Source organism: Aeromonas sp. QDB03 (assembly GCF_027707985.1).
Taxonomy (GTDB): Bacteria; Pseudomonadota; Gammaproteobacteria; order Enterobacterales; family Aeromonadaceae; genus Aeromonas; species Aeromonas hydrophila.
The window spans coordinates 35,009-56,653 of record NZ_JAPCJG010000014.1 but is presented as its reverse complement, the minus strand read 5'-3'; the positions used below and the strand labels follow the sequence as shown (position 1 = coordinate 56,653).

Below are 21,645 nucleotides of genomic sequence, written 5' to 3'. Positions count from 1 at the left end.
TTTATTTTCCCCCCTCGCCAGCCACCTCTTTCACGTAGCTGGCCGCCTGCCAGGTGTTGCGCCCCTGCGATTTGGCACCATACATCAGCTGATCCGCCTGCAACAACACCCGTCGACCTTCCGCCCCACCTCCTGCCGGTACCCACACCGCCCCCGTGCTGATGGAGATGCCGAGCGCACCGGCGCTGGTTGGCAACTTGTGGCTATTGATCTCCCGCCCGATCCGGGCGGCCCACTGCTGCAGCGTCGCCATGTCCGCCACCAGCAGGCTGATGCAAAACTCCTCCCCGCCGATGCGGGCAAACAGGGCGCTGGCGGGCAGCACCCGCTGTACCTGCGCCACCATGGCCGACAACACCTCGTCCCCGACCCCGTGACCGAAGTGATCGTTGATCCCCTTGAAGCGATCGAGATCGAACAGCAGCAGGGCCGAGGCCTGACCGCTGGCCAGCCGCTGCTCCAGCAGTGGCAAGAATGCCCGCCGGTTGAGGATGCCGGTCATGGAGTCGGTGCCAGCAAGACGCTCCAGTCTGGCGTTGGCCTGGATAAGCTCGGCGGTACGGCTCGCCACCGCCCGCCGCAACTGGATGATGTAGGCCATCAGCACCAGGCCGCCGATGGCCAGCAGCCAGGGCCAGAGGTGGACCGGGTAGACGGTCTCGATGTGCATCCACTTGCGGACGATCCGCTCCCGATCCGCCTCGCCGATGCGAGAGAAGCCCTGCTCCAGCTCCTGCTGCAGCGCCTGGTTGCCCTTGGCGACGGCGAAGCGGATCTCGTCGCTGTAGAGGTGGCGCACCGGGATGAAGCGGGTGGGATCCGCCGAGGTGTAGATGTAGAAGTTGGCCACCTGCAGATCGGCGATGAAGGCATCCAGCTCGCCGCTGAAGGCCGCACGCAGCATGGCGTCGTTGTCATCGAAGGTGCGCAGGCGCGTGGTGGGGAAGTGCTTGCGGGCGTAGTACTCCTCGTAGCCCCCCGTCACCACCCCCACGCTCTCGTGCAGCAGGTAGTAGTTCACGTCCGAGCCACGCAGGGAGTTGGCGAAGAAGAGCTGGGAGTCGACATGGGAGAGGGCCTGACCGTAGTCGTAGACCAGATTGCGCTCCGGCGACCAGAGCAGGCCGCCATGGACATCGGCCTGGCCGTTGCGAACCAGGTCCAGCGAGGCCTGCCAGTCCACCAGCTTGAACTGGATCGGACGACCGGTGACCCTGCCATATTCGCGCCACAGATCGATCAGCAGGCCATCGGGCTCCCCCTCTTCATTGAGGTAGGAGAAGGGCTGCCAGGCCTTGGAGTTGGTCACGATGAGCGGCTTGAGGGGCGTATTCGCCAACACGGGCCACGCCTGTGCCAAGAGCAACAACCACACCCCGCACCAGACTCGCCACCGAAAACCAGAATCGCCCGCCATCCCTGCACCAACCTTGCTGTTTGGCCGTCTGTGCGGCCATCGATTATCGCCACCTTCAGCATAGAAGAACAAGCATGAGCGAGTATGAAATAGGCGTGATTTCAGTCAGATAAGTGCAAGATAAAAAACGGGGAGGCGGCTCGTCGCCATCCTCCCCGCCGTGCTCCCGCCGCTCTTACAGCGGCAGGCTGATGCGCGCTTCCAGTCCGCCCTGTTCCCGGTTGTGCAGGGTCAGCTCGCCGCCGTGCTGGTGCACCAGGGTGCGGGCAATGGAGAGCCCCAACCCCACGCTGCCGGATTCGGTGTTGCGGGCCTCGTCGAGCCGCACGAACGGCTTGAACACGTCCTCCAGCCTGGCCGGATCGATGCCGGGCCCCTGATCGCAGACCCGGATGACCAGCTCGCTGTCGGTGCGCTCCAGCGACACCTCGGCGCTGCCGGCGTACTTGATGGCGTTGCCGATGAGGTTTTGCAGCACCCGGCGCAGGGTATTGGCGCGGCAGGCATAGACCTGCTTGCCCTCCGCCAGGCAGGTAACCGGCTGGCCGGTGTCGGCATAGTCGTCGCACAGGCTCTCCAGCAGGCTCACCAGATCCAGCTCCCGGGTCGCCTCCTGCTGCCCCTCCTCCCGGGCGAAGCTGAGGGTCGCCGCCAGCATCTGCTCCATCTGCTGCAGGGTCTGCTGGATCCGCTCCTTGTCCTCCCCCTCGTCCAGAAACTCGGTGCGCAGCCGCAGGCTGGTGATGGGGGTACGCAGATCGTGGGAGATGGCCGCCAGCATCCGGGTGCGGTCCTGCACGAAGCGATCGAGCCGGGTGTGCATGCGGTTGAAGGCCTGGATGGATTCGCGCACCTCGGTCGGCCCCTCCTCCCGCAGCGGCTCTATGTCTTCGCCACGGCCCAGCCGATCCGTATTGGCGGCCAGCTGCTTGAGCGGCAGGGTGGCGCGGCGGAACAGCCAGATCATCAGGCCGATCACCAGGCTCGCCACCAGCATCAGGTTGAGGGTGGTCTGCCAGGACCAGCTGGCCGACTCCTTGTCCACCAGCGAGCTGAACTGCAGCCAGCCACCGCGCGGCAGCTGGATGGAGCCGTACAGCCGCATGTCCTGCGGCGGCGGCATCCCTTTGCGATCCTTCATCATCCGGCTGTGGTGCTGCCAGGCGCGGCTGCGCTGGGCATCCTGCTTTAGCTCGGCGCTGATCTCCACCATCAGGGTCGAGGGGTAGCCCAGCCGGGAGCGCACCAGCTGCTCGAAGCGGGGGCTGCGGTTGTCCGGTTGCAGCGGCTCGTCGGCGATGCGCAGCAGCAGGGTCTCGCTGCGGCTCGCCTTGATGATCTCGTCATAGAGAGAGGGGGGCGAGAGGGCCAGCAGCCGCACCACGGAAACAATCCGCTGCATGGCGTTGCGGCTGTTGATGTAGCCGAGCGCCTCCTCCCGATCCGTACGGTAGATCTGGATGCTGAGCAGCTGGATCAACACCAGCCCGGCCAGCGCCACCAGGATGATCTGGCCGGTCAGCCCCTTGGGCCACAGTTTCGACCAGCCACGCTTGAGGATCCCCACGGCCTTATACCTGGGTCACATCGGCGGCGAACAGGTAACCGCCGCCCCAGATGGTCTTGATCAGCTCCGGGTTCTTGGGATCCCGCTCCAGCTTGCGCCGCAGCCGGCTCACCAGGGTGTCGATGGCCCGGTCAAACGCCACCGCCTCGCGGCCACGGGCCAGATCCAGCAATTGATCCCGGCTCAGCACCCGCTGCGGCCGCTCCAGAAAGACCCGCAGCAGGTCGAATTCGGCGGTGGAGAGGCTCAGGCCCACCCCTTCCTCATCCACCAGCTCGCGCCGGTTGATGTCGAGCAGCCAGCGATCGAAGCGCAGATCCCGGGTCAAGGTCTCGGCCGCCGGCTGCGGTTCGACCTGGGTGCGGCGCATCACCGCCTTGATGCGGGCCAGCAGCTCGCGCGGATTGAACGGTTTGGCGAGGTAGTCGTCGGCCCCCATCTCCAGCCCTATGATGCGGTCGGTCTCCTCCCCCATGGCGGTGAGCATGATGATGGGCAGGCTGGACTTGGCCCGCAGCTCGCGGCAAAGGGTCAGGCCATCTTCTCCCGGCATCATCAGATCCAGCACCAGCAGATCGAACTCCCGCTCCTCCAGCAGCCGCTTCATCTCCTTGCCATCCCGGGCACAACTGACCCGCAGGCCGTGCTGTTCCAGAAAACGCTTCAGCAGATCGCGGATCTCGCTGTGATCGTCGACCACCAGAATGTGGGTGCTGCTTTGGTTCATGAGGCCTCTCCTGTTAGAGCTGGCACGAGTATACGAAAATCTGCCGGACGGTTTGTGTCAAAGTGTGCCAGATCAGCAAGATGCCACACTCTGCTACAAAAAAGCGCCCGTTCGGCAAAGTTGAGACACAAGCCGGCTGTTTACTGTGGCCATCCCATTGGTTGCAGGAGTAGACAGGCCATGCTGGCCCTCACCACCCCCTTGCTGCTGGCCTTTGCCGCCAGCGAAGCCCTTGCCAGACAGGCGAGCGGCAGCTCACCCCAGCCGGCGAGCCCCCCGGACCACCAGCAGACATCCCTCGCCGACAGGGCCCCCGGCCGCGACGACGCCAAGGGTGCGACCGAACCCCCTTCGTCATGATGTGCGGCCGCCAGGTGGCGGCTGCGCACCCTGACTTTTCTGCCGCCATCTTGCGGCGAGTCATACCAAGGAGAGCAATATCATGATCAACAAGAGCCTGACTCTGTTAATGCTGGCCGGCCTGGCCCACACCGGCCTGGCCCAGGCCGCCCTGCCCGCCGACGTCAGTGCCGCCCCCGGTCTGCTGTTCGTCAACTGGCACGACGCCGTCAGCAGCAATGAGGCACACCCCACCCTGGTGATCCGCAACGCCACCGGCGACGTGCTCAAGCGGGTGCCTGCCGAGTTGCAGGGGATGCAGCAGGTGCGTCTGCCGATGCGGGCCCAGGGTGACCTGACCCTCAGCCTGGACGGCGAGAGCAGCAGCTATCGCATGCCCTACAGCGTCGGCAGCGGTCGCCAGCGCTAAGCCGACCCCAGCCTAAAAATACCCCGCCAGCGGGCAACGCTGACGGGGTATTTTTATTTCCCGTCCGGCATGCGCCCGGTCAAGCCCTGTACAGCGTCACCGTGTCACACTCTGCTACAAAATAGGCTTCAACTGGCAAAGTTCAGACACCAGTCTGGTGTTTACTTAGGGTCAAGGCGAGCAAGCCGACCCCGAACTCAATCCGCAAGGAGATAGACCATGAAAAAACTGACCAAGACCCTGCTGACCGCCACCCTGATCCTTGGCCTGCCGCTCGGCGCCTATGCCGCCAGCGAAGCCGTCACCACCGCCCAGCCCGGCATGATGACCGACTGCCCGATGGATGGCAGCGGCATGATGGGCGGCAAGCACCATGGCGGCCGCCACGACAAGATGGCCCGCATGCAGAACATGACGCCGGAGCAGATCCAGACTCACCTGCAGCAGCGTTACGACAAGATCGAAGATCCGGCCAAAAAGGCTGAATTCGTGAAGAACCTGAGCCTGCGTGCCGACGGCATGACCAAGCACGCCGAAGCGATGAAGCAGTTCGCCGAAGCGCATCAGTAAACGCGCCTCGACCCGAAACAGGGTGGCCTCGGCCACCCTTTTTTCGTTCCGCCCTCCCGCTCGGCCGGTTGCCCGCCGAGATCCACTCCCACATCCCTCACTTCCCTTCCTCCCTGCTCCGGGTTCTGTGAGCGATAACAAACGTTTTATGTTCGAAATAGCTAATAATGGCGCCTCGCATAACAAGGTCGCGCATCCGCGAACCAATAAAAGACAGGAGTCGTTATGGGGTGGAGTCTGGGGACAATCAAGGGGCGCTATAGCGCCGTTTTTGTGGGATTCATGGCGCTGGTATGTGCCCTGACGGTATTTGGCATCCAGCTCTGGATCAAGCCGGCGCTGCAGAAGGCCGGTGAACAGAACGTGGCACTGCGGGTCAGCGAGATCGCCACCGACATCCGCGATCAGCTCAACGGGGTGCAGAGCCAGTCCCGCAGCATCACCCAGCTGGTCGCCCAGCTGCCGAGCGAACAGATCGATGCCCTGCTGCCGGCACTGATCGATCAATACGGCAATGCCATGGTGTTTGGCGGCGGCATCTGGCCACTGCCGGATCAGCGGGAAGCCGGCCGTGCCAAGTTCAGCACCTTCTATCACAGGGATGCGGCCAACAAGCTGATCCCCAACACCTACTGGAACTCGGCTGAGGCCCCCAACTACTTCGAACAACCCTGGCATAAGGCGGGACAGCAAGCCCCTCAAGGCATGTGTGCCTGGGCCGCCGCCTATAAGGACGGCGCCAGTCAGCAACCGAGAACCAACTGCGCCATGGGGATCTACCGTAATGGCACCCTCTACGGGGTGTCGACCATAGACGTGACCCTGGGCTTCTTCAACGATCTGGTGGCCAGCAAGGAGCAGGAGATCGGTGGCCAGGTGATGATCGTCGAGGCTGACGGCAAGATCCTGAGCCGAAACGCCCGCCTGAACGGTGATGTGGTGCTGGGCAATCTCTCCGCTCACGCCGATTATCCCTTCGCCAGCGCCATTGCCGGCCTGCTCGGTCAAGCCCGCAGCCAGGCGCAGTTGCGCACCACTTTCCAGGATCAGGGGGAGGAGCAGACCCTGCTGCTGCAAGCCATCGAGGGGACGCCCTGGTTGCTGGCGACTGCCCTGCCAACCAGCCTGCTGACACAAGACAGCAGGGATGTGCTCACCACCCTGGCCGCTATCCAGCTGCCACTGGTAGGGCTGCTGTTCGGGCTGATGTTGCTCGCCGTCAGTCAACTCGGCAACCGGCTGCAGACCCTCAAGCAGAATATCGATGCCCTCAGTGCCGGTGATGCCGACCTGACCGCCCGCATTCAGGTGAAGGGGCACGATGAGCTGGATCACATCGCCCTGTCGGTGAACCACTTTATCGCCTATCTGCAGCAGATGATGGTACAGGTGACGGACGCCACCGATCTCATCACCCAGGAGCTGGCACGCCTCGATCAGCAGACCGGCCAGGCCAGGCGGATCCTGAACGAACACGCCGCCGAAACGGAGCAGGTGGTCACCGCACTCACCGAACTCAGCTCCACCGCCGACAGCGTGGCGCAACACGCCAGCGATTCGGCCAGCTTCACCGAAGCCGCCAACGGCCAGGCCGCCAATTCACGCACCGTGGTGGGATCGGCTTCCGCCAGCGTGGTGGCCCTGATCGACGAGGTGGATCTGGCGGCCGCCAAGGTGCTGGAGATGCAGGAGGATGCCCAGCAGATCGGCAGCGTGCTCGGGGTGATCGGCGGCATCGCCGCCCAGACCAACCTGTTGGCACTCAATGCCGCCATCGAGGCGGCGCGGGCCGGTGAGCAGGGACGCGGGTTCGCAGTGGTCGCCGACGAGGTGCGTGCCCTGGCCGCGCGCACCCAGAACAGCACGGCCGAGGTGGGCAGCATGCTGTCGCGCCTCACCCAGGGCGTCGCCGAAGCCGTGGTCGCCATGGAACATACCAAGCGCAGCTGTCAGACGGCAGCAGATACCACGGGCCAGGTAACGGGGGGGCTCGACAACATGGCCGACTCAGTGGTGCGGATCCACGACCTCAGCAGCCAGATCGCCACCGCCGCCGAGGAGCAGAGCCGGGTAACCGAGGAGATCAACCGCAACATGGTGAGCATTCGCGACATGCTCAACCTGCTGCTGGAAAACGGCCAGCACACCGAACAGAGTGCAGCGGCGCTGCTCAGCTCCAATCGCCAGTTGCTGGCGCTGGTACACCGCTTCAAGGTTTGACGGCCAGCATCAGGCAGCAAAAAGGGGCCCGCGGGCCCCTTTTTTCATGCACGTCTTTCAGACTCAAGCCTTGGTCTTGTCGACCAGGTTCAGGGTCTTGACGGTCTCGCCTTCGAACTTGATAAGCACGTTCTTCTGAGCGGCTTCGGCATCCTTGAACAGGGTCTTGGAGGTCTCTGCCAGCATGGGAGAAACCTTGTTCAGGGCGCCCAGGTCATAGGTCCACACTTCCAGACCGGCTTCGGTCTTGGTGCTGGCCGGTGCGCCCAGCTTGTCCTTGATGGCCTGCTTGTTGGAGCCGCCTTCCTTGATGTCCAGCGCCTTCTTGATCGCTTCATTGGAGGCGCTGTCCATGGCGGAGCCGGCCATCTCTTTGGCAGTGCTGGTCACGCTGCTGGTCACTGTGTCGGTCAGGGAATCCATCAGACCGGCGTTGGCCATCAGCGGCAGTGCAGTCAGGGCAACCAGGATGCTCTTTTTCATCGTTTCATGTCTCGCGGGGGATTAAAGAGCGCGCATCAGACCAGCGCCCTCGATCGGAGTCAAGGCGATCGATCGGTCAAGACGCATTCGGGGGGGATAACCAGAATAATCCGACATGGCGGCGGCTTAGCCGGACCGCTGACGCCGGCTATGGGCGAACTACTCGCAGATCTGGTTCTTGCCCGTCAGCTTGGCCTGGTAGAGGGCCCGATCCACCCGCACCATCAGCTGGCTCATGGGCTCGTCCGGCTGGTACTCGGCCAGCCCGAAGCTCATGGTGATGTCGAAGTGCTGGCAGACCCGCGACTGCACCAGCAGCTCCCGCAGCTTGTCGGCCACCAGCCGGCCATCGAGCCGGCCGGTATTGGGCAGCACCACCATGAACTCGTCGCCACCCCAGCGGGCAATCAGGTCGATTTCGCGGATGTGGCCGCGCACCAGCGCCACTATGTTGATCAGGGTCTGATCCCCGGCGTGGTGGCCGTGGTTGTCGTTGATCTGCTTGAAGTCATCCACGTCCATGGCGATGACGGAGAAGGGCTGGTGAAAGCGCTTGGCCCGTTCGCACTCCTGGCGGATGGCCCGCTCCAGCCGGTAGCGGCTGGCGGCACCGGTCAGGGCGTCGGTCTCCGCCAGCTGGCGGTTCTCCTCCGCCTTCTGCTGCAACGCCTCGTTGAGCTGCACCAGCTCGGCGGTGCGCTCGGCAATCTGCTGCTCCAGGGTGTGATTGCGCCGCTCCAGCTGCTCCAGCAGCAGCTTCTGGGCGTGGATGTTGCGATGGGCGCCGATCATCCGGGCCACCGATCCGTCCGGATTGCGGGCGATGACGCGGCCGCAATCCTCGATCCAGATATAGTCGCCGGCGCGACTGCGGCAGCGATACTCGACCCGATAGTCGGGGGCGGCGCCGCTCAGGTAGGCATCGAAGCTGGCCATCACCCGATCCATGTCGTCGGGGTGGATCACGCTCTCCCAGGTGAAGACGTTGTTGCCCAGGGAGTGGGCTTCGTAGCCCAGCATCTGATACCAACCCGGGTTGCGATAGACGAAGCCGGTATTGGCATTCCAGTCCCAGATCCCGTCGCTCACCACCGCCAGAATGCCGTGTATCACGGCTTCGCTGACGTCCGAGATCCTGATCGTGTCGCTGTCCTGCAGCATGGGAGACCATCCTTGTCTTGCCGCCCCACAGGGTGCGGGGCATTCCAGCCTGATGTTGAGAAATGACAGCGGCAGACGGCTGCACAGCCCGCTATCCGTTGATCGATGAAAACCACCACCGCTTGTTCCGGTTATCGGCCGCCATCGGGTTCGTCTGAATAACAGTAGCAACCAGTGTGGCTCAATATTTCACCCTTGTCCGGTTTTAAAGGCGGGATGATGCAGGCTGCGATAGTGGCTGGGCGCCAGCCCGTGCTGGCGTTTGAAGGCGGTGGAGAAGTGGTACTCGTTCTTGAAGCCGCACTGCTCGGCCAGCCGCTTCACCGAGTCGGCCCGGCTGGCCAGCAAGAGCGCCGCCCGCTGCAAGCGCAGCCGTTGTAGCAGCGCCATGGGGGCCAGCGCAAAGTGCTGCTGGCAGAGCCGGTAGAGCTGGCGTTCGGAGAGGTGCAGGGCTCCGGCCATGCGCGCTATGTCCCACGACTCGGTCAGCGCCTCTTTGAGCAGCAATTCAAGGCGCAGCGCCAGCCGCTCGCCACGCCGCTGCCCCTCCCCCTTCTGCAGCAGCCGGCGCAGGTAAAAGCCGAGCTGCTCAACCAGCAGGGCGCTGAGCAGCGGGTCCTGATGACGCTCCTGCTCCGCATAGAGGTTCTCGATCGTGCGCAGCACGGTGGCCTGCTGGGAGGTACAACCGAGCCGGGGGTGGCTGGCGAAGGCATCCCAGGGGGAATCCTTGTGCAGCAGCAGCCACACCAGCGCCCACTCGCCCGTCTCACTCAACGGCTGAGCCAACGGCTCATTAACCTGCTCACCAAGCTGATAGCAGAGCGGCTCCCCGGCCGGGATCAGCGCCCACTCGCCGACCTGCAACCGCTCACGGCGATCCCCTACCTGCACCTCCCCCTCGCCGCCCAGGGTCAGCAGAAAGCAGTGCACATCGGCAAAGCGGCGCGCAATGCGGTAGCGGGTCTTGAGGCGGGAATAGCCAGCCAGCCACACCTGCTCCTGTGCGAGGGCTGGCAGCAGGCTGTCACAGCAGATCTGCTCGCGGCAGTCGGGGGAGACATCGACAAGATCGGTGTTGGCAGTTTCAGACATCATCAGGACGGGCTCAGCCATGTCGAAAGAACAGGCCCCAGCATAGCATTAAGGGCATCAAGTCACAGGAGACCAGCCATGCATATCCATCACGTCGCCATCTGGGCGCAGGATCTGGAGGCACTCAAGGCATTCTACTGCACCCTGTTTGGCGGGCAGGCCAATGAGCGCTATCACAATCCGAGCAAACAATTCAGCTCTTACTTCGTGCGCTTCGAGGGGGGCGCCAGCCTGGAGCTGATGCACACCCCCATCCTGTTTCCGGCAGATCTGCACCTGCCACACCCGTTGCAGGGGCTGGCCCATATCGCCTTCTCCCTCGGCAGCGTGGAGGAGGTGGACAAGATGACCGCCCGCCTCAAGCTGCTCAAGGGCGCCGAGGTGAAACACCTGGACGGCCCCCGCTGGACCGGCGATGGCTATTACGAAAGCACCTTCCTCGACCCGGAAGGCAACCGGTTGGAGCTGACCATCTAATACCTGAATGCTCCCCTCACCCTCTCTCCCAGCGGGAGAGGGAGTAAAGCAGCAGCCAGAATATGATCGCCAGCCATGCCGATTCTGCTAACCGCAATACCATCAGCCACGTAGGTTCGATTAGCGAAGCGTAATCGGACAGAGGTAACGACATTGATCCCTTCTCCCGTTTATTAAAAAGGGAGGAGAAGGTCTGGGGATAAGGGGCAGGAAAAAGAGACTTAGCGGTAAACGTTGGGCTTCGCTACGCTCAGCCACAACCTACACAATCGGTAGGTTGGTGCTGAGCCTGCAAAGCCCAAAATACGAGATCTATTGATGTAGTTCATCAAATAAGCGCATTAAAATCTGGCTATTAATTTCAGAACTTCGCCCACCTTGCGCTTTATTGAATGAATTCCTTTCTAACTCACTTAATTTGAAGTAGTTCCTAGTAAATTGTCCTTTCTCACTTCCATTTCTTATGAAATATTTAACCACTATACTATCACCTATTTGAATCGCTATTTTCTCTAAATGAGCATGATATTTATCCAAATTGGGGTGAATTATTTTGTAGAATTTAGACCTAAATATTCTTTTAGGTAAGTTATTCAAGGGGACATTAAGAAAGCTAACATCTTCACCTTTTATATTCATATTGCATCTTTTGCAGGATACACTAAGGTTTTTAGATGAAAACATATGTTTTTTTAGCTTTGATTTTGGGATTATATGTTCAATATCCAACACTAGCTTAAATTCATTATGGATGTCTCTTCGACAGTAGCAACAGAATCCATTTTGTCTATTAATTTTTTCCGATTTTATTTTTCCTTTGATAGAGTCGATGTTTATCCTTTTCCATTCATTATGCCCAACATTATAAACACGAACCATTTCGTTAATTTCATCTTGAGTGAAAATGATTTTAGCCATGCTGGAACCCTTCAGCTATATGTAATAAGTGAATGGCTTTATCTATAAAATCCTTTTGCGTACTATCATAGGAACAACTTTTATATTTATTCAGCGTATCAACAGCTTCAGCTAGTTGTATGTCACCACACTCAACATCATTAATTAAGTCTATGCATAGTTGAGATAAAGCATTATTTTCTGGTGTCACAATACCAAATTGCTCCATATAGGCTTTTTCAACATTTTTGATCTCCGGCTCCACCGGATAAAAATACGAGCCACTAGATCTAAGAACACTGACATCATGCTCATTAATTGAGCCAGATATAAGTAAAGGAGAGTGAGTTGCAATGAATAAATCTATGTTTGAATGAGGGAAAATATTCAACAGATTCTTAATATATTGTTGCTGCCAGTTAGGGTGCAAACTATTTTCAGGCTCATCGATGAATATTGCAGTGCCTGACTTTTTTATATTGGCAGCAATAAACAATGAAGTCGCAATCAGCGATAACTCTCCAGAACTAGCATCTTGCAGTTTAAAATAATTGCTGTTTTTCGATAGAAAAATATCTAGTTTCTTTATAAATTTAAGTTTTCTCAGCTTTCGTTCATTCAAAAGAATTTTAGAAATTATCTCGCCCGAAAGGCCCTCTCCATATCTAGTATAAGCATTAGCCCACAACATATAGCCTAGGTCTTGTATATGATGCCTTATTAAATAGAGTAGCGACATGAACTCTTCGTCATAAGTTTCATTTATCTCATCAACATAATATTTATAACTTTCAATGTTCATGTTAAAGGATGACATGTCAAAACCTATTTGAGGTTCGAAACCAGCATACTCTAAGATGTTAGATAACGTATATGAGAATAAATCCGCCTCATTGACAGCGGAGATAAAAGCTTTCTTAACAGCCTTTAAATAAATGTTTCCATTTAACTTCCGCCCCATGTAACAATAGCTACCCCGAGAACTCCTACTTGGAAATCGGTCAGTTAGTGAGGTGGAAATTGCAATCACATGTTGGTTGTTATTTACAGCATCTCTCGCCAACATTGACAACTGCCTGCTCTTCCCTGAGCCATTATCCCCTGTATATATTGTGATCATGTAACCCTCTAAATATATTTCCGATTATATTAAATCTTATCCCCTAACCTCTCCGCCAATCCGGAATAACGCTCGGTCTTTTTCCGCACGGCCTGTGCCAGCAGGGCGCGATCGCCGTAGAGATCGAGGCGGGCCTTGGCGCGGGTGATGCCGGTATAGACCAGCTCGCGGGTCAACAGCGGGCTGGGGCTGTCGGGCAGCACCAGCACGGTATGGGCAAACTCCGACCCCTGGGATTTGTGGATGGTCATGGCATAGACCGTCTCGTGGGGCGGCAGCCGGCTGGGCAAAAGCGCCCGCAGGGTGCCGTCCGGCTGCTCAAACCATACCTTGAGCCGCCCGCTTTCATCGGGCAGGCAGAGCCCCATATCGCCGTTGTAGAGGCCGACGCCGTGGTCGTTGCGCACCACCATCACCGGGCGACCGGCATACCAGTCGCCATCACGGGCAATCAGGCCAGCCCGTGACAGGGCCAATTCGAGCCGTTCATTAAGCCCCAGCACCCCGAACGGGCCATCGCGCAGGGCGCAGAGGATCTGGAAGCTGTTGAATGCCTTGAACACGGCGGCGGGCGCTTCCCCCGCGCGGGCCGCCTTCAGATAGGCACCATAACCGGCCACCCCCTGGGCTATCAGGGCGTCGTAGGCCTCCCCGGCCCAGGGGTGCAGGCTGATATCAGCAAAGCCCATGCCCCAGACTGATTCCACCGCCGTGGCATCGCCGCTGTTGCAGGCGCGTGCCAGCTGACCGATGCCGGAGTGCTGATCAAAACGCCAGCTCTTGGCCAGCAGGCAGAGGCTGTCGCGCACCGGGGCCCCCGCGGGCGTGCCCTGCAAGCGGTAGCCGGTCTGGCGGGAGAGCCAATCCGCCTGCGCGGGGCTGATGCCCTGTTCGATAAAGCTGCAGATATCGCCGAGCACGGCCCCCGCCTCTACCGAGGCGAGCTGATCCTTGTCGCCGAGCAGGATCAGGCGAGCGTGGCTCGGCAGTGCATCGAGCAGGCGCGCCATCATCGGCAAATCGACCATGGAAGCCTCATCCACCACCAGCAGGTCGAGGTGCAACGGGTTGCCCGCGTGGTGGCGGAACTGGCTGCGCCCCGGAATGACCCCGAGCAGCCGGTGCAGGGTGCCCGCTTCAGTAGGGATCGCCTCCACCCACTCGGGGGGCAGATCGAGGGCCTGCAGGGCAGAGCCGATACTCTCGGTGAGGCGCGCCGCCGCCTTGCCGGTGGGGGCCACCAGCCGGATCGCTGGCGCCTTGCCCGCTTGCAGGCCGGTCTCCACCAGAATGGCGAGCAGTTTGGCCACAGTCGTGGTCTTGCCGGTGCCGGGGCCGCCGGAGATGACCGCAAAGGGGCGCGCCGCCGCGGTGGCCGCAGCCAGCTTCTGGCCGTTGCAGCAGAGCGCCTCGGGCACCAGCGTATCCAGCTTGCTCAAGTCGCTCGCCGCCTGGGCGCTGGCCAGCAGCGCCTCGATGGCGGGCCAATCCACCTCGTGCGGGAACACCAGATCCAGATACTTCTCGATAAAGTGGCGGGCCGAGAAGTCGGGGGCGAGGCGGGCCTTGAGCAGGGCCGCGAACACCAGGCCGTAGTCGCGGGCAAATAGCCGCGACAGGGCCGGGGCAATCTCCGGCCATTCGGCGCGCTCGCTCAGGGCGCGCAGATGGCGGGCCACCCCCAGTTCAAAATCGTGGTAGCGGGTGAGGTAGAGCCGCCCGTGCCACAGCCGCAGCGGCCAGCGCGGGGTTAACCCGTCATCCTGTTCCGTACCCACGAGCGGGCTTGCCGCAAACAGGGCGGGCCAGCGGGCAGGATCCGCCAGATCGGCCAGCAGATCCCGGCTCTGCTGGGGATCCAGCCCGAACGGCCGCAGTGATCCGGAAGCTAGCATCTCCAGCGGCAGACAGACATGGCCGCGCCCCAGCTCGAAGCAGGTGAGCGCCGCCCCCAGCACCAGCTCGGGGCTGCCGCCAAGGTCGGCCACCAGCCTGGCAAATTGCAGATCCAGCTGGCGGATGCGGCCAGCCAGCGCCAGGGCCTTGAGCCGTTCAATCATCATGGTGCCGTTCATGCTTCAACCCCGTTATCCGATACCCCGGCGAGGGCGGGCGCCGCCCCCTCGCTAAACAACCGATCCAGCCCCAGCACCAGTTCACGACTGGGGCGGGTATGGAAAATCCCCCCCTGCGGCATGCCGCGCAGGAACAGATAGAAGACCCCGCCAAAGTGCTGCTCGAAGTTGTAGCCTGGCAGGCGTAGGGCCAGCAGCCGGTGCAGCGCCAGCGAGTAGAGCTGGTATTGCAGGTCGTAGCGATGCTCCGCCATCGCCCGCTCCAGCGCCGGACGGCTGTAATCAGTGGGGCTCATGCCGAGGTGGTTCGATTTGTAGTCGAGCAGATACCAGCGCCCCTGCCACTCAAACACCAGGTCGATAAAGCCCTTGAGCATCCCCTGCACGGTGGCAAAGCTGAGCGGCTTGTTGCCCCGTGACAGCGGGTCGTGCTGCTGGCAGAGCGCGGTCAGCGCCGGCGCCGTCACCCGCCCCATGGGCAGGAAGAACTCCAGCTCCACCTGCTTGCGCTCGGGGGCCAGATCCCGCAGCCGCACCGGCTCGCCAAAGCCGGTTTCCAGCGGGGTATTCAGCACCGCCTCCACCTGCTGTTGCAGCACGGGCGCCCAGCTCTCGTCGAAGCCATCCTGCGCCAGCAGGGTGGCGATGTGCTCCGCCAGCGGCTCGCCGCCGGCGCTTTGAAAGTCGATGGTCTCGAACAGACTGTGCAGCAATGTGCCGGGGCGCGCCCCTTTCGGGAAGGTAAAGATGGAGGGCTGGGGCGCCTCCTCCGGTTGCTCGGAAACCAGCGCAGCCGCCTCGGTCACCACCTCGTCATCGAAGCCCGGATTGGCCAGCACCCCCTTGCTATGCCCGTGGCCCTGCGCCGCCAGCCCGGAGTAGGAGCTGATCCACCAGTCCCGCTCAAGGGTGCCGGTAAAGTGGCGCACCTGCGGCTCGCCCAGTTGCTCCTCCTCCGCCGCCATGGGGGCCGGGCGGGTGAGCGAGGGCTCACCGACGGCCACTCCGGGCAGCGCCTGCGCCAGCTCGGTCAGAGCGGTCGCCAGCGTCGCGGCATCCCCCTCCTCGCCCTTTTGCAGCAGGTAGCCGATGGCGGTCTGGTGCAGGTCAGTCTGCTCCGACTTGCCATTACCGGAGCGCACCGGCGCCAGCCCCAGCCAGGTGGCGTAAACGCCCCGGGTCAGCGCCACGTAGAGCAGCCGCAGGTCTTCGGCAAGGCGCTCGCGGTCAGCCTCGGCCAGGGACGCCTCGGCGCCGGTGAGATCGAGCACGGTGCGATTGCCCGCGCCGTCCGCTTCGTGGAACAGCGGGGTATCGGCAGCGCGGTGGCTGCAGATGAAGGGCAGGAACACCAGCGGGTACTCCAGCCCCTTGGATTTGTGGATGGTGACGATCTGCACCAGCTTGCGCTCGGATTCGAGCCGCAGTACCTGCTCTGCATCCTGGCCGTCGGGGCGGCTCGCCGCCTCCCCCAGCCAGCGCAGCAGGGCATATTCGCCGTCCAGCTCACAGCTCACCTGTTGCAGCAGCTCGCCGAGGTGGAGGAAGTTGGTCAGCCGCCGCTCGCCGTTCGGGCTCGCCAGCAGGGACGAGGCGAGATTGCGCAGGTGCAGCAGGGCGCGCAGCATGGCCAGCACGCCGCGCTTGTGCCAGATCTTGCGGTACTCCATAAACTCCTGCACCGCGCTCTCCCACGCCCGCTCGTCACTGGCGAGCTCGTCGAGCGCCTTGGCGTCCAGATCGAACAGCCCGGTGGCGAGCGCCGCCCTAAGGCTGCGCTCCTCCCCCGGGTTCTGGCAGGCGTGCAGAATGAGCAAAATCTCCCGCGCCTCCACCTGCGCCAGCACGCTCTCGCGATTCGACAGGTAGACGGAGGCGATGGCGAGCCGTGCCAGCTCCTGCTGCACCAGCTTGCCCTCGGCGCCGGTGCGCACCAGCACGGCGATATCCCCCGCTTTCACCGGCTGGTCACCAATCTGCGCCTTGCCATCACGGGCCTGGGTCAGCAGGCGGTGGATCTCCACCGCCGTGGCGCGGGCCATCCGGCTCTGGTAATCCCCCTTGTTGAAGGTGGGCTGGCCGCTCAGCTGCCAGCAGTGGAGCACGGGAGCGGCTTCGCCATCCAGCTGCAGCGCCTTGCTCTTGCCCTGCGCCTCCACCGGCAGGAAGGGGATATCCGCCTCGTAGATAAAGGGATCCTTGGCCCGCTCGAACAGACCGTTGACCGCCGCCACCAGCGCGCTGCTGGAGCGCCAGTTGCGCCCGAGGGTGTAGTGGGCGCTCACATTTCGCCGCGCCTGAATGTAGGTAAAGATGTCGGCGCCGCGAAAGCCGTAGATGGCCTGCTTGGGGTCACCGATCATCAGCAGTGCCGTGTCGGTGTGGCCACCGTAAAGACGGTGGAAGATGCGGTACTGCTGGGGGTCGGTATCCTGAAATTCATCGATCATCGCCACCCGGTAGGTGGCGCGAATGCGCTCGCACAGCCGCTCGCCAAGGCCGGAGCCGAGCGCCCCGTCGAGGTCTTTGAGCAGATCGTCGAACGAGAGCTGATGGGCTTGCCGCTTGCTGGCCTGCATCCGGCTGCGCACCACCACCGCCGCCCGTTGCAGAATGAGATCGCGAATGCCGGGGCGACTCGCCAGCAGCGCATCGATCTGGCTAAAGAGCGGCAGGGTCGGCACCGCGCCCCCCTTCTTGAGGTTCTCCTCCAGCACCGTCTGGCCGAAGCGCTCCAGCTCCTTGGGAATGGCGTAGCCGCTGTGCTCGTCCTGCGCCCAGTCGGCTATCTTGGCGAGCCAGCCTTCGTAGTTCTTGCCGGTGTAGCGGCTTACTTGCCCATCGGTCTGGCGGCGGATCTCGTCCCCTTGCGCCAGCCACTCGCGCTTCACCGCCTCAATGCGGGCCATGGCCGCCTGATGGCGGGCGGCGAGGGTCTCGTCCCCCGCCGGCGGGCGCATCTCCAGCTCGCTGTTGTCGAGCCAGCTCCCCATCTCCCGCAGCAGGGCGGCGGGGCTCGGCCAGAGCGCACGCACGGCGCTGGCGAGGGGCTTGTCCACCGGATAGAACTCGGATCGCCAGTAGTCGCTCACCGCCTGCAGCCGAAGCTGGCTGTCATCGGTGAGAAATTCGGTTTCAAAGAGGGCACCCGACTCGAAGGCGTTCTGTTTCAGCATCCGCTGGCAGAAGCCGTGGATGGTGAAGACCGCCGCCTCGTCCATCTGGCGCTCGGCGGCCAGCAGGCGGCGGGCCGCCAGCTCGTGATCCTCCACCTCCGCCAGCAGCTGGCTCAGCAGGGCGTCCTTGCTTTCACCGCGCATAAAGGCGAGCCGTGCCTCGTGGATACGAGCGCGGATCCGGCCGCGCAGCTCGGCGGTGGCCGCCTCGGTAAAGGTCACCACCAGGATCTCGGTCACCGAGAGCGGCCGCTCGTGGGCGCTGGGTTGACCGGCATCGGCGCCCTCTTCAATGAGCGGGCCATGGCCCAGCAGCAGGCGCAGGTAGAGACCGGCGATGGTGTAGGTCTTGCCGGTACCGGCGGAGGCCTCGATCAGCCGCTCTCCATAAAGGGGAAAACGCAGGGTATTGAGCGGGTTGGCCATTATTGCAACTCCTCCAGGCTCTTGAGCAGCGGGGTCAGGTGTTCACGGGCCAGCGCCTGCAACTGGGCCAGCACGGCCTCGTCGAGTTCCGGGAAACAGCGGGCGACATAGGCGTCTTCCCCCTCCCCCTTGGCCATGTAGCCGCCGTTGAAGCGGGTGAGGGCCGCCTTGTCGGCCGCCTCCGGTTTCTCCGGATCCTTCTCGATCGCCTTGAGCCAGTCCCAGGCGGTGCTCGGGAAGAAGGGCAGCGGTCGCTTCATCCCCTGCATCCAGAGCGCCACCAGCGCCGCCAGATTGGGCCGCGCCTCGTCAGCCGGGAGCCTGGCCAGCCGCAGACTCTGCTTGGCATCGAACAGCAGAGTGTCGCCGGGGGCGTCGCTCAGGGCGAGGCAGAGGTGCTGGATCCAGCCCAGCAGCAGATCCTTGCCGTTGAAGCTGCCGGGCTTGACCACCAGCAAGCGTCCCTTCTGGGTGTCGATCCACCCTTGCAGCTGACCCTGAGCCAGCGCGATATCGACCTCCACCGCCTGTTTCTCTGCCTCATTGGCCGCCACCCAGGGCCGCAGCCGATCCGCCAGCTTGCCCATCTGCTCGTCCAGATCCTCCAGCAGCAGGCTGCCGAACCACCCTTGCGGCAGCAGGCCGGTGAGCTGCAGCCGCTCGCGGCGCATGGCACTGTCCCCTTCCGCCAGGTGAGCAGCGAGCAGCAGGTCTTTCAGCTGATAATGTTGCAGGCCGTCCAGCTCGAACGGCTCGCTCTCCTCGATGTTGGCCTCATTAAGCTCGAACCACACCTTGAGACGGCGGTTGAGGAAGTAGCGGGCTGGCTGGCGATAGAAGCGCAGCAGCTCCGCCAGCTCCAGCCCCTGCTCCTTGCCCCATTCGGGGGGGAGCGGCAGCTCGCCACTCTGGAAGTTGGCCGCGCCGCGCTGCGGATGGAGGGCCGGCAGCCAGTCGGCGGCATAGGTAAAGAGGCCGGAGCCCGCCGCCGGATAGAAGTAGGCGTGGCTGTAGGGGGTGAGCGGATGCTGGGTGATCAGGTGCGCCAGCAGTCGCTTGCCGGAGCGCTCGTCATCGAGCTTCTCATCCCCCGCCAGCACGAATCCCTGCCGCACATAGTCGATCAGTTCGGCAAGCAGCACCGAGGGCACCTTGTCGCTGTTGTCCTGGGCGCTGAAACCCTGATAGCTGATGTAGAGCCCCTGCTGGGCGCTGAGCAGCGCCTCGAGAAACAGGTAGCGGTCGTCATCACGACGGGAGCGATCCCCCCGCCGGCCCGCTACCGCCATCAGGTCAAACCCCATGGGTGGCAGGGTGCGCGGGTAGACGCCGTCGTTCATGCCGAGCAGGCAGACCTGCTTGAAGGGGATGGAGCGCATCGGCATCAGGGTGCAGAAGTTGACCTGACCGGCGAGGAAGCGCTGGCTGGAGCGGGACTCCCCCAGCACGCTGCCGAGATAATCCTGCAACAAGTCCGCACTGATGGGCTGCTCGAAACGGGCCTCACCAAGCTGGGCGAGCCAGTCGGCCAGCTGGCTGCGGATCAGTTGCAGCTGGCGCTCTTCATCCTCGTCGGCCAGATAGAAGCGCTCCAGCAGTGCGTTGAGGCAGGCGACCCACTCCCCTAGCGGCTGCGCCTGTTGCAAGCGGGGCAAAAATTCAGCCAGCGAGTCGACGAACCAGGCGAGCTTGCCGAGCGCCAACCCCTGCTGACCTTCGATATCGGCGTAAGGCAAGATGCCCGCCACCGGCTCACCGTCGCCCATGGCAAAGCCGAGCAGCATGCGACGCAGGCCGAACAGCCAGCTGTTGCCAGAGAGGCGCGGCAGATCGAAGCGCTCGGGGTAACCGTCATCCAGCCCCCAGCGGATGCCGGTCTCCTGCACCCAGACCCGCAGCTGGTTGAACTCCTCGTCATCCAGCTCGAAGCGGCGCAGCACGGCGGGCACCTCGAGAATGGCGAGCAGCTCGCCCGCCCCGAAGCGGGCGTTGGGCAACCTGAGCAGGGCGAGGAAGCTCTGCAGCAGCGGGCTCTCCTGGCTGGCCGCCCGATCCGATACCGCAAACGGGATCTGGCCGCGTGCACCGAACACAGCCTGAATGTAGGGGCCGTAGCTGTTCACGTCAGGCATCATCACCACCACGTCTTTCGGGGTGAGGGAGGGGTCCTGCTCGAACAGCGCCAGCAGCCGGTCGTGCAGCACCTCGAGCTCGCGCATCGGGCCGTGACAGGCGTGGATCTGCAGGGATCCATCCGCCGGATCGAGCGGGCTCTTGTGGTGGCTGGCGTCGAGATCGAACTGGCCGGCGCCCCGTTCGGCCAGCTCCAGCACATCCTTCTGGATGGCGTGCAGCAGCTTGATATTGCCCTTGCCATCCATCTCCTCGATATCGACGAAGGCCTCGATTTGCGGCACGTCCAGCTCCATCAGCTGATGCAGGTAGTCCCGCCCCAGCTTGCCCATGGAGGCAAGCAGCGGGTTGGCGGGGCCCTGCAGGGTCTCGATGTCGGTACCGGGCTTGAGCTTGTTCTCGAGGCGCGCCAGCGTCTTGCGATCGAGCAGGTCGCCCCAGTAGTAGCGGCAGGGGTTGGTGACGAACAGGTGCACCTCCACCTCGGGCCGGCTGCCGAGGGCCAGCAGCGCCTCCACATAACGCGGCGGCAGCGCCGAGATGCCAAACACGAAGACTCGCTGCGGCAGCTTGCCCGGCAGCGTGGCGGTACGCGCCAGCTCGTGGATAAACTCCTCGTAGAGGTTGGCGCGGTGGTAGCCGCTTGGGCTCAGCGCCAGGGTGCGGGCCACCAGCTCGCGCCACAGCTCGGGCTGCCAATCCTGACCGCTCACTCCGGCCAGCTCCTGGCTCAACCCCTCCCCCTGCTCCCAGCGGGCGATCCAGTCCGGCCGGTAGACCAGATACTGGTCGAACAGATCCGCCACCTTCTGGCAGAGCTGCCACAGCCGCACCTGCTCGGGATCCTTGGCAGGATCCGCGTCATCCCCGCCCAGATAGGCGGCCAGCGGCGCAAAAGCGGGACGATCGAGCAGGGCGGGCAGAATGGTCATCAGCTGCCAGCTCATGGCGCCCTTGTTGTAGGGGCTCTGGCGCGGCACGTCCGCCAGCACCTGGGTGAACATCTCCCAGATAAAGCTGGCGGGCAGCGGAAAGTCGATATTGGCGGCAATGCCGAAGGCCTTGGCCAGCTCCAGCTTGAGCCACTGGGCCATGCCCGGGCTCTGCACCAGAATTTGCTCGCGCTCGAAGGGGTGAGAGAGAGGGGCCTGCCGGATGCGGCTCACCAGCAGCTCTTTGAGCAGATCCAGCTGATTGGAGTGGTAGAGGGTAAACATGGGCAATTCCCGCCAGAGCAAAAGAGGGGTCAGCGCGGGAAAACCTCAAGGATCCCCGTCACTTCACAGGTATCGGGATTGTCAGGGATCGGGGGGGAAGATGCAAAAGGCGCTT

Annotated in this window: 16 protein-coding genes; 5 read left to right on the top strand and 11 right to left on the bottom strand. The window is 62.5% G+C overall.

What is annotated here, in order from left to right; all coding sequences use genetic code 11:
* Position 1 precedes the first annotated feature (1 nt).
* The 3 genes from PG900_RS21200 to PG900_RS21190 all read right to left on the bottom strand — a co-directional run bounded on the left by PG900_RS21200 (position 2) and on the right by PG900_RS21190 (position 3,711).
* A complete protein-coding gene (locus PG900_RS21200; protein WP_270803114.1) occupies positions 2-1,489 on the bottom strand; it encodes a transporter substrate-binding domain-containing diguanylate cyclase in 1,488 nt (495 codons plus the stop codon).
* A gap of 103 nt (positions 1,490-1,592) precedes the next feature.
* Complete coding sequence (locus PG900_RS21195) at positions 1,593-2,984, bottom strand: ATP-binding protein (RefSeq protein ID WP_270832213.1); 1,392 nt, start codon at positions 2,982-2,984, stop codon at positions 1,593-1,595.
* Between the two features lie 4 nt (positions 2,985-2,988).
* A complete protein-coding gene (locus tag PG900_RS21190) occupies positions 2,989-3,711 on the bottom strand; it encodes a response regulator (protein WP_011707648.1) in 723 nt (240 codons plus the stop codon).
* A 180-nt stretch (positions 3,712-3,891) separates the two neighbouring features.
* On the opposite strand from PG900_RS21190, the gene PG900_RS21185 reads away from it, so the two are divergent.
* The 4 genes from PG900_RS21185 to PG900_RS21170 all read left to right on the top strand — a co-directional run bounded on the left by PG900_RS21185 (position 3,892) and on the right by PG900_RS21170 (position 7,270).
* The gene (locus PG900_RS21185; RefSeq protein WP_270832212.1) at positions 3,892-4,071 is read left to right on the top strand and encodes a hypothetical protein; all 180 of its coding nucleotides are present in this window, start codon (positions 3,892-3,894) and stop codon (positions 4,069-4,071) included.
* 82 nt (positions 4,072-4,153) lie between these two features.
* Complete coding sequence (locus PG900_RS21180; protein ID WP_011707649.1) at positions 4,154-4,480, top strand: hypothetical protein; 327 nt, start codon at positions 4,154-4,156, stop codon at positions 4,478-4,480.
* A 219-nt stretch (positions 4,481-4,699) separates the two neighbouring features.
* Entirely contained in the window at positions 4,700-5,050 is a 351-nt protein-coding gene (locus PG900_RS21175) for a hypothetical protein (protein WP_011707650.1), read from the top strand.
* Between the two features lie 225 nt (positions 5,051-5,275).
* Positions 5,276-7,270: a methyl-accepting chemotaxis protein gene (locus PG900_RS21170; RefSeq protein ID WP_270832210.1), complete on the top strand. Its 1,995-nt coding sequence runs from the start codon at positions 5,276-5,278 to the stop codon at positions 7,268-7,270.
* Positions 7,271-7,333: 63 nt separating this feature from the next.
* On the opposite strand, the gene PG900_RS21165 is transcribed toward PG900_RS21170, so the two are convergent.
* The 3 genes from PG900_RS21165 to PG900_RS21155 all read right to left on the bottom strand — a co-directional run bounded on the left by PG900_RS21165 (position 7,334) and on the right by PG900_RS21155 (position 10,012).
* Positions 7,334-7,753 (bottom strand): hypothetical protein, encoded by a 420-nt coding sequence (locus PG900_RS21165; protein WP_011707651.1) that lies wholly within the window; start codon positions 7,751-7,753, stop codon positions 7,334-7,336.
* Between the two features lie 159 nt (positions 7,754-7,912).
* A complete protein-coding gene (locus PG900_RS21160) occupies positions 7,913-8,914 on the bottom strand; it encodes a sensor domain-containing diguanylate cyclase (protein WP_270832208.1) in 1,002 nt (333 codons plus the stop codon).
* Positions 8,915-9,103: 189 nt separating this feature from the next.
* Positions 9,104-10,012, bottom strand: coding sequence for a helix-turn-helix transcriptional regulator (locus tag PG900_RS21155; RefSeq protein ID WP_270832207.1), 909 nt, complete (start codon positions 10,010-10,012; stop codon positions 9,104-9,106).
* Positions 10,013-10,087: 75 nt separating this feature from the next.
* Between PG900_RS21155 and PG900_RS21150 the strand changes: the two genes are divergently transcribed.
* Positions 10,088-10,486, top strand: a complete 399-nt coding sequence (locus tag PG900_RS21150; RefSeq protein WP_042065484.1) for a VOC family protein — start codon at positions 10,088-10,090, stop codon at positions 10,484-10,486.
* A gap of 312 nt (positions 10,487-10,798) precedes the next feature.
* On the opposite strand, the gene PG900_RS21145 is transcribed toward PG900_RS21150, so the two are convergent.
* From PG900_RS21145 to recC, 5 genes are read right to left on the bottom strand one after another with little or no spacing between them, the layout of a single operon-like run.
* Complete coding sequence (locus PG900_RS21145; RefSeq protein ID WP_270832206.1) at positions 10,799-11,404, bottom strand: HNH endonuclease domain-containing protein; 606 nt, start codon at positions 11,402-11,404, stop codon at positions 10,799-10,801.
* Positions 11,397-12,503 (bottom strand): AAA family ATPase, encoded by a 1,107-nt coding sequence (locus PG900_RS21140; RefSeq protein ID WP_270832205.1) that lies wholly within the window; start codon positions 12,501-12,503, stop codon positions 11,397-11,399. The genes PG900_RS21145 and PG900_RS21140 overlap by 8 nt, the downstream gene beginning before the upstream one ends.
* 29 nt (positions 12,504-12,532) lie before the next feature.
* A complete protein-coding gene (recD, locus tag PG900_RS21135) occupies positions 12,533-14,578 on the bottom strand; it encodes an exodeoxyribonuclease V subunit alpha (protein WP_270832204.1) in 2,046 nt (681 codons plus the stop codon).
* The gene (gene recB / locus PG900_RS21130) at positions 14,575-18,180 is read right to left on the bottom strand and encodes an exodeoxyribonuclease V subunit beta (RefSeq protein ID WP_270832203.1); all 3,606 of its coding nucleotides are present in this window, start codon (positions 18,178-18,180) and stop codon (positions 14,575-14,577) included. The genes recD and recB overlap by 4 nt, the downstream gene beginning before the upstream one ends.
* Complete coding sequence (gene recC, locus PG900_RS21125; protein WP_270832202.1) at positions 18,180-21,530, bottom strand: exodeoxyribonuclease V subunit gamma; 3,351 nt, start codon at positions 21,528-21,530, stop codon at positions 18,180-18,182. The genes recB and recC overlap by 1 nt, the downstream gene beginning before the upstream one ends.
* Positions 21,531-21,645: the final 115 nt, after the last annotated feature.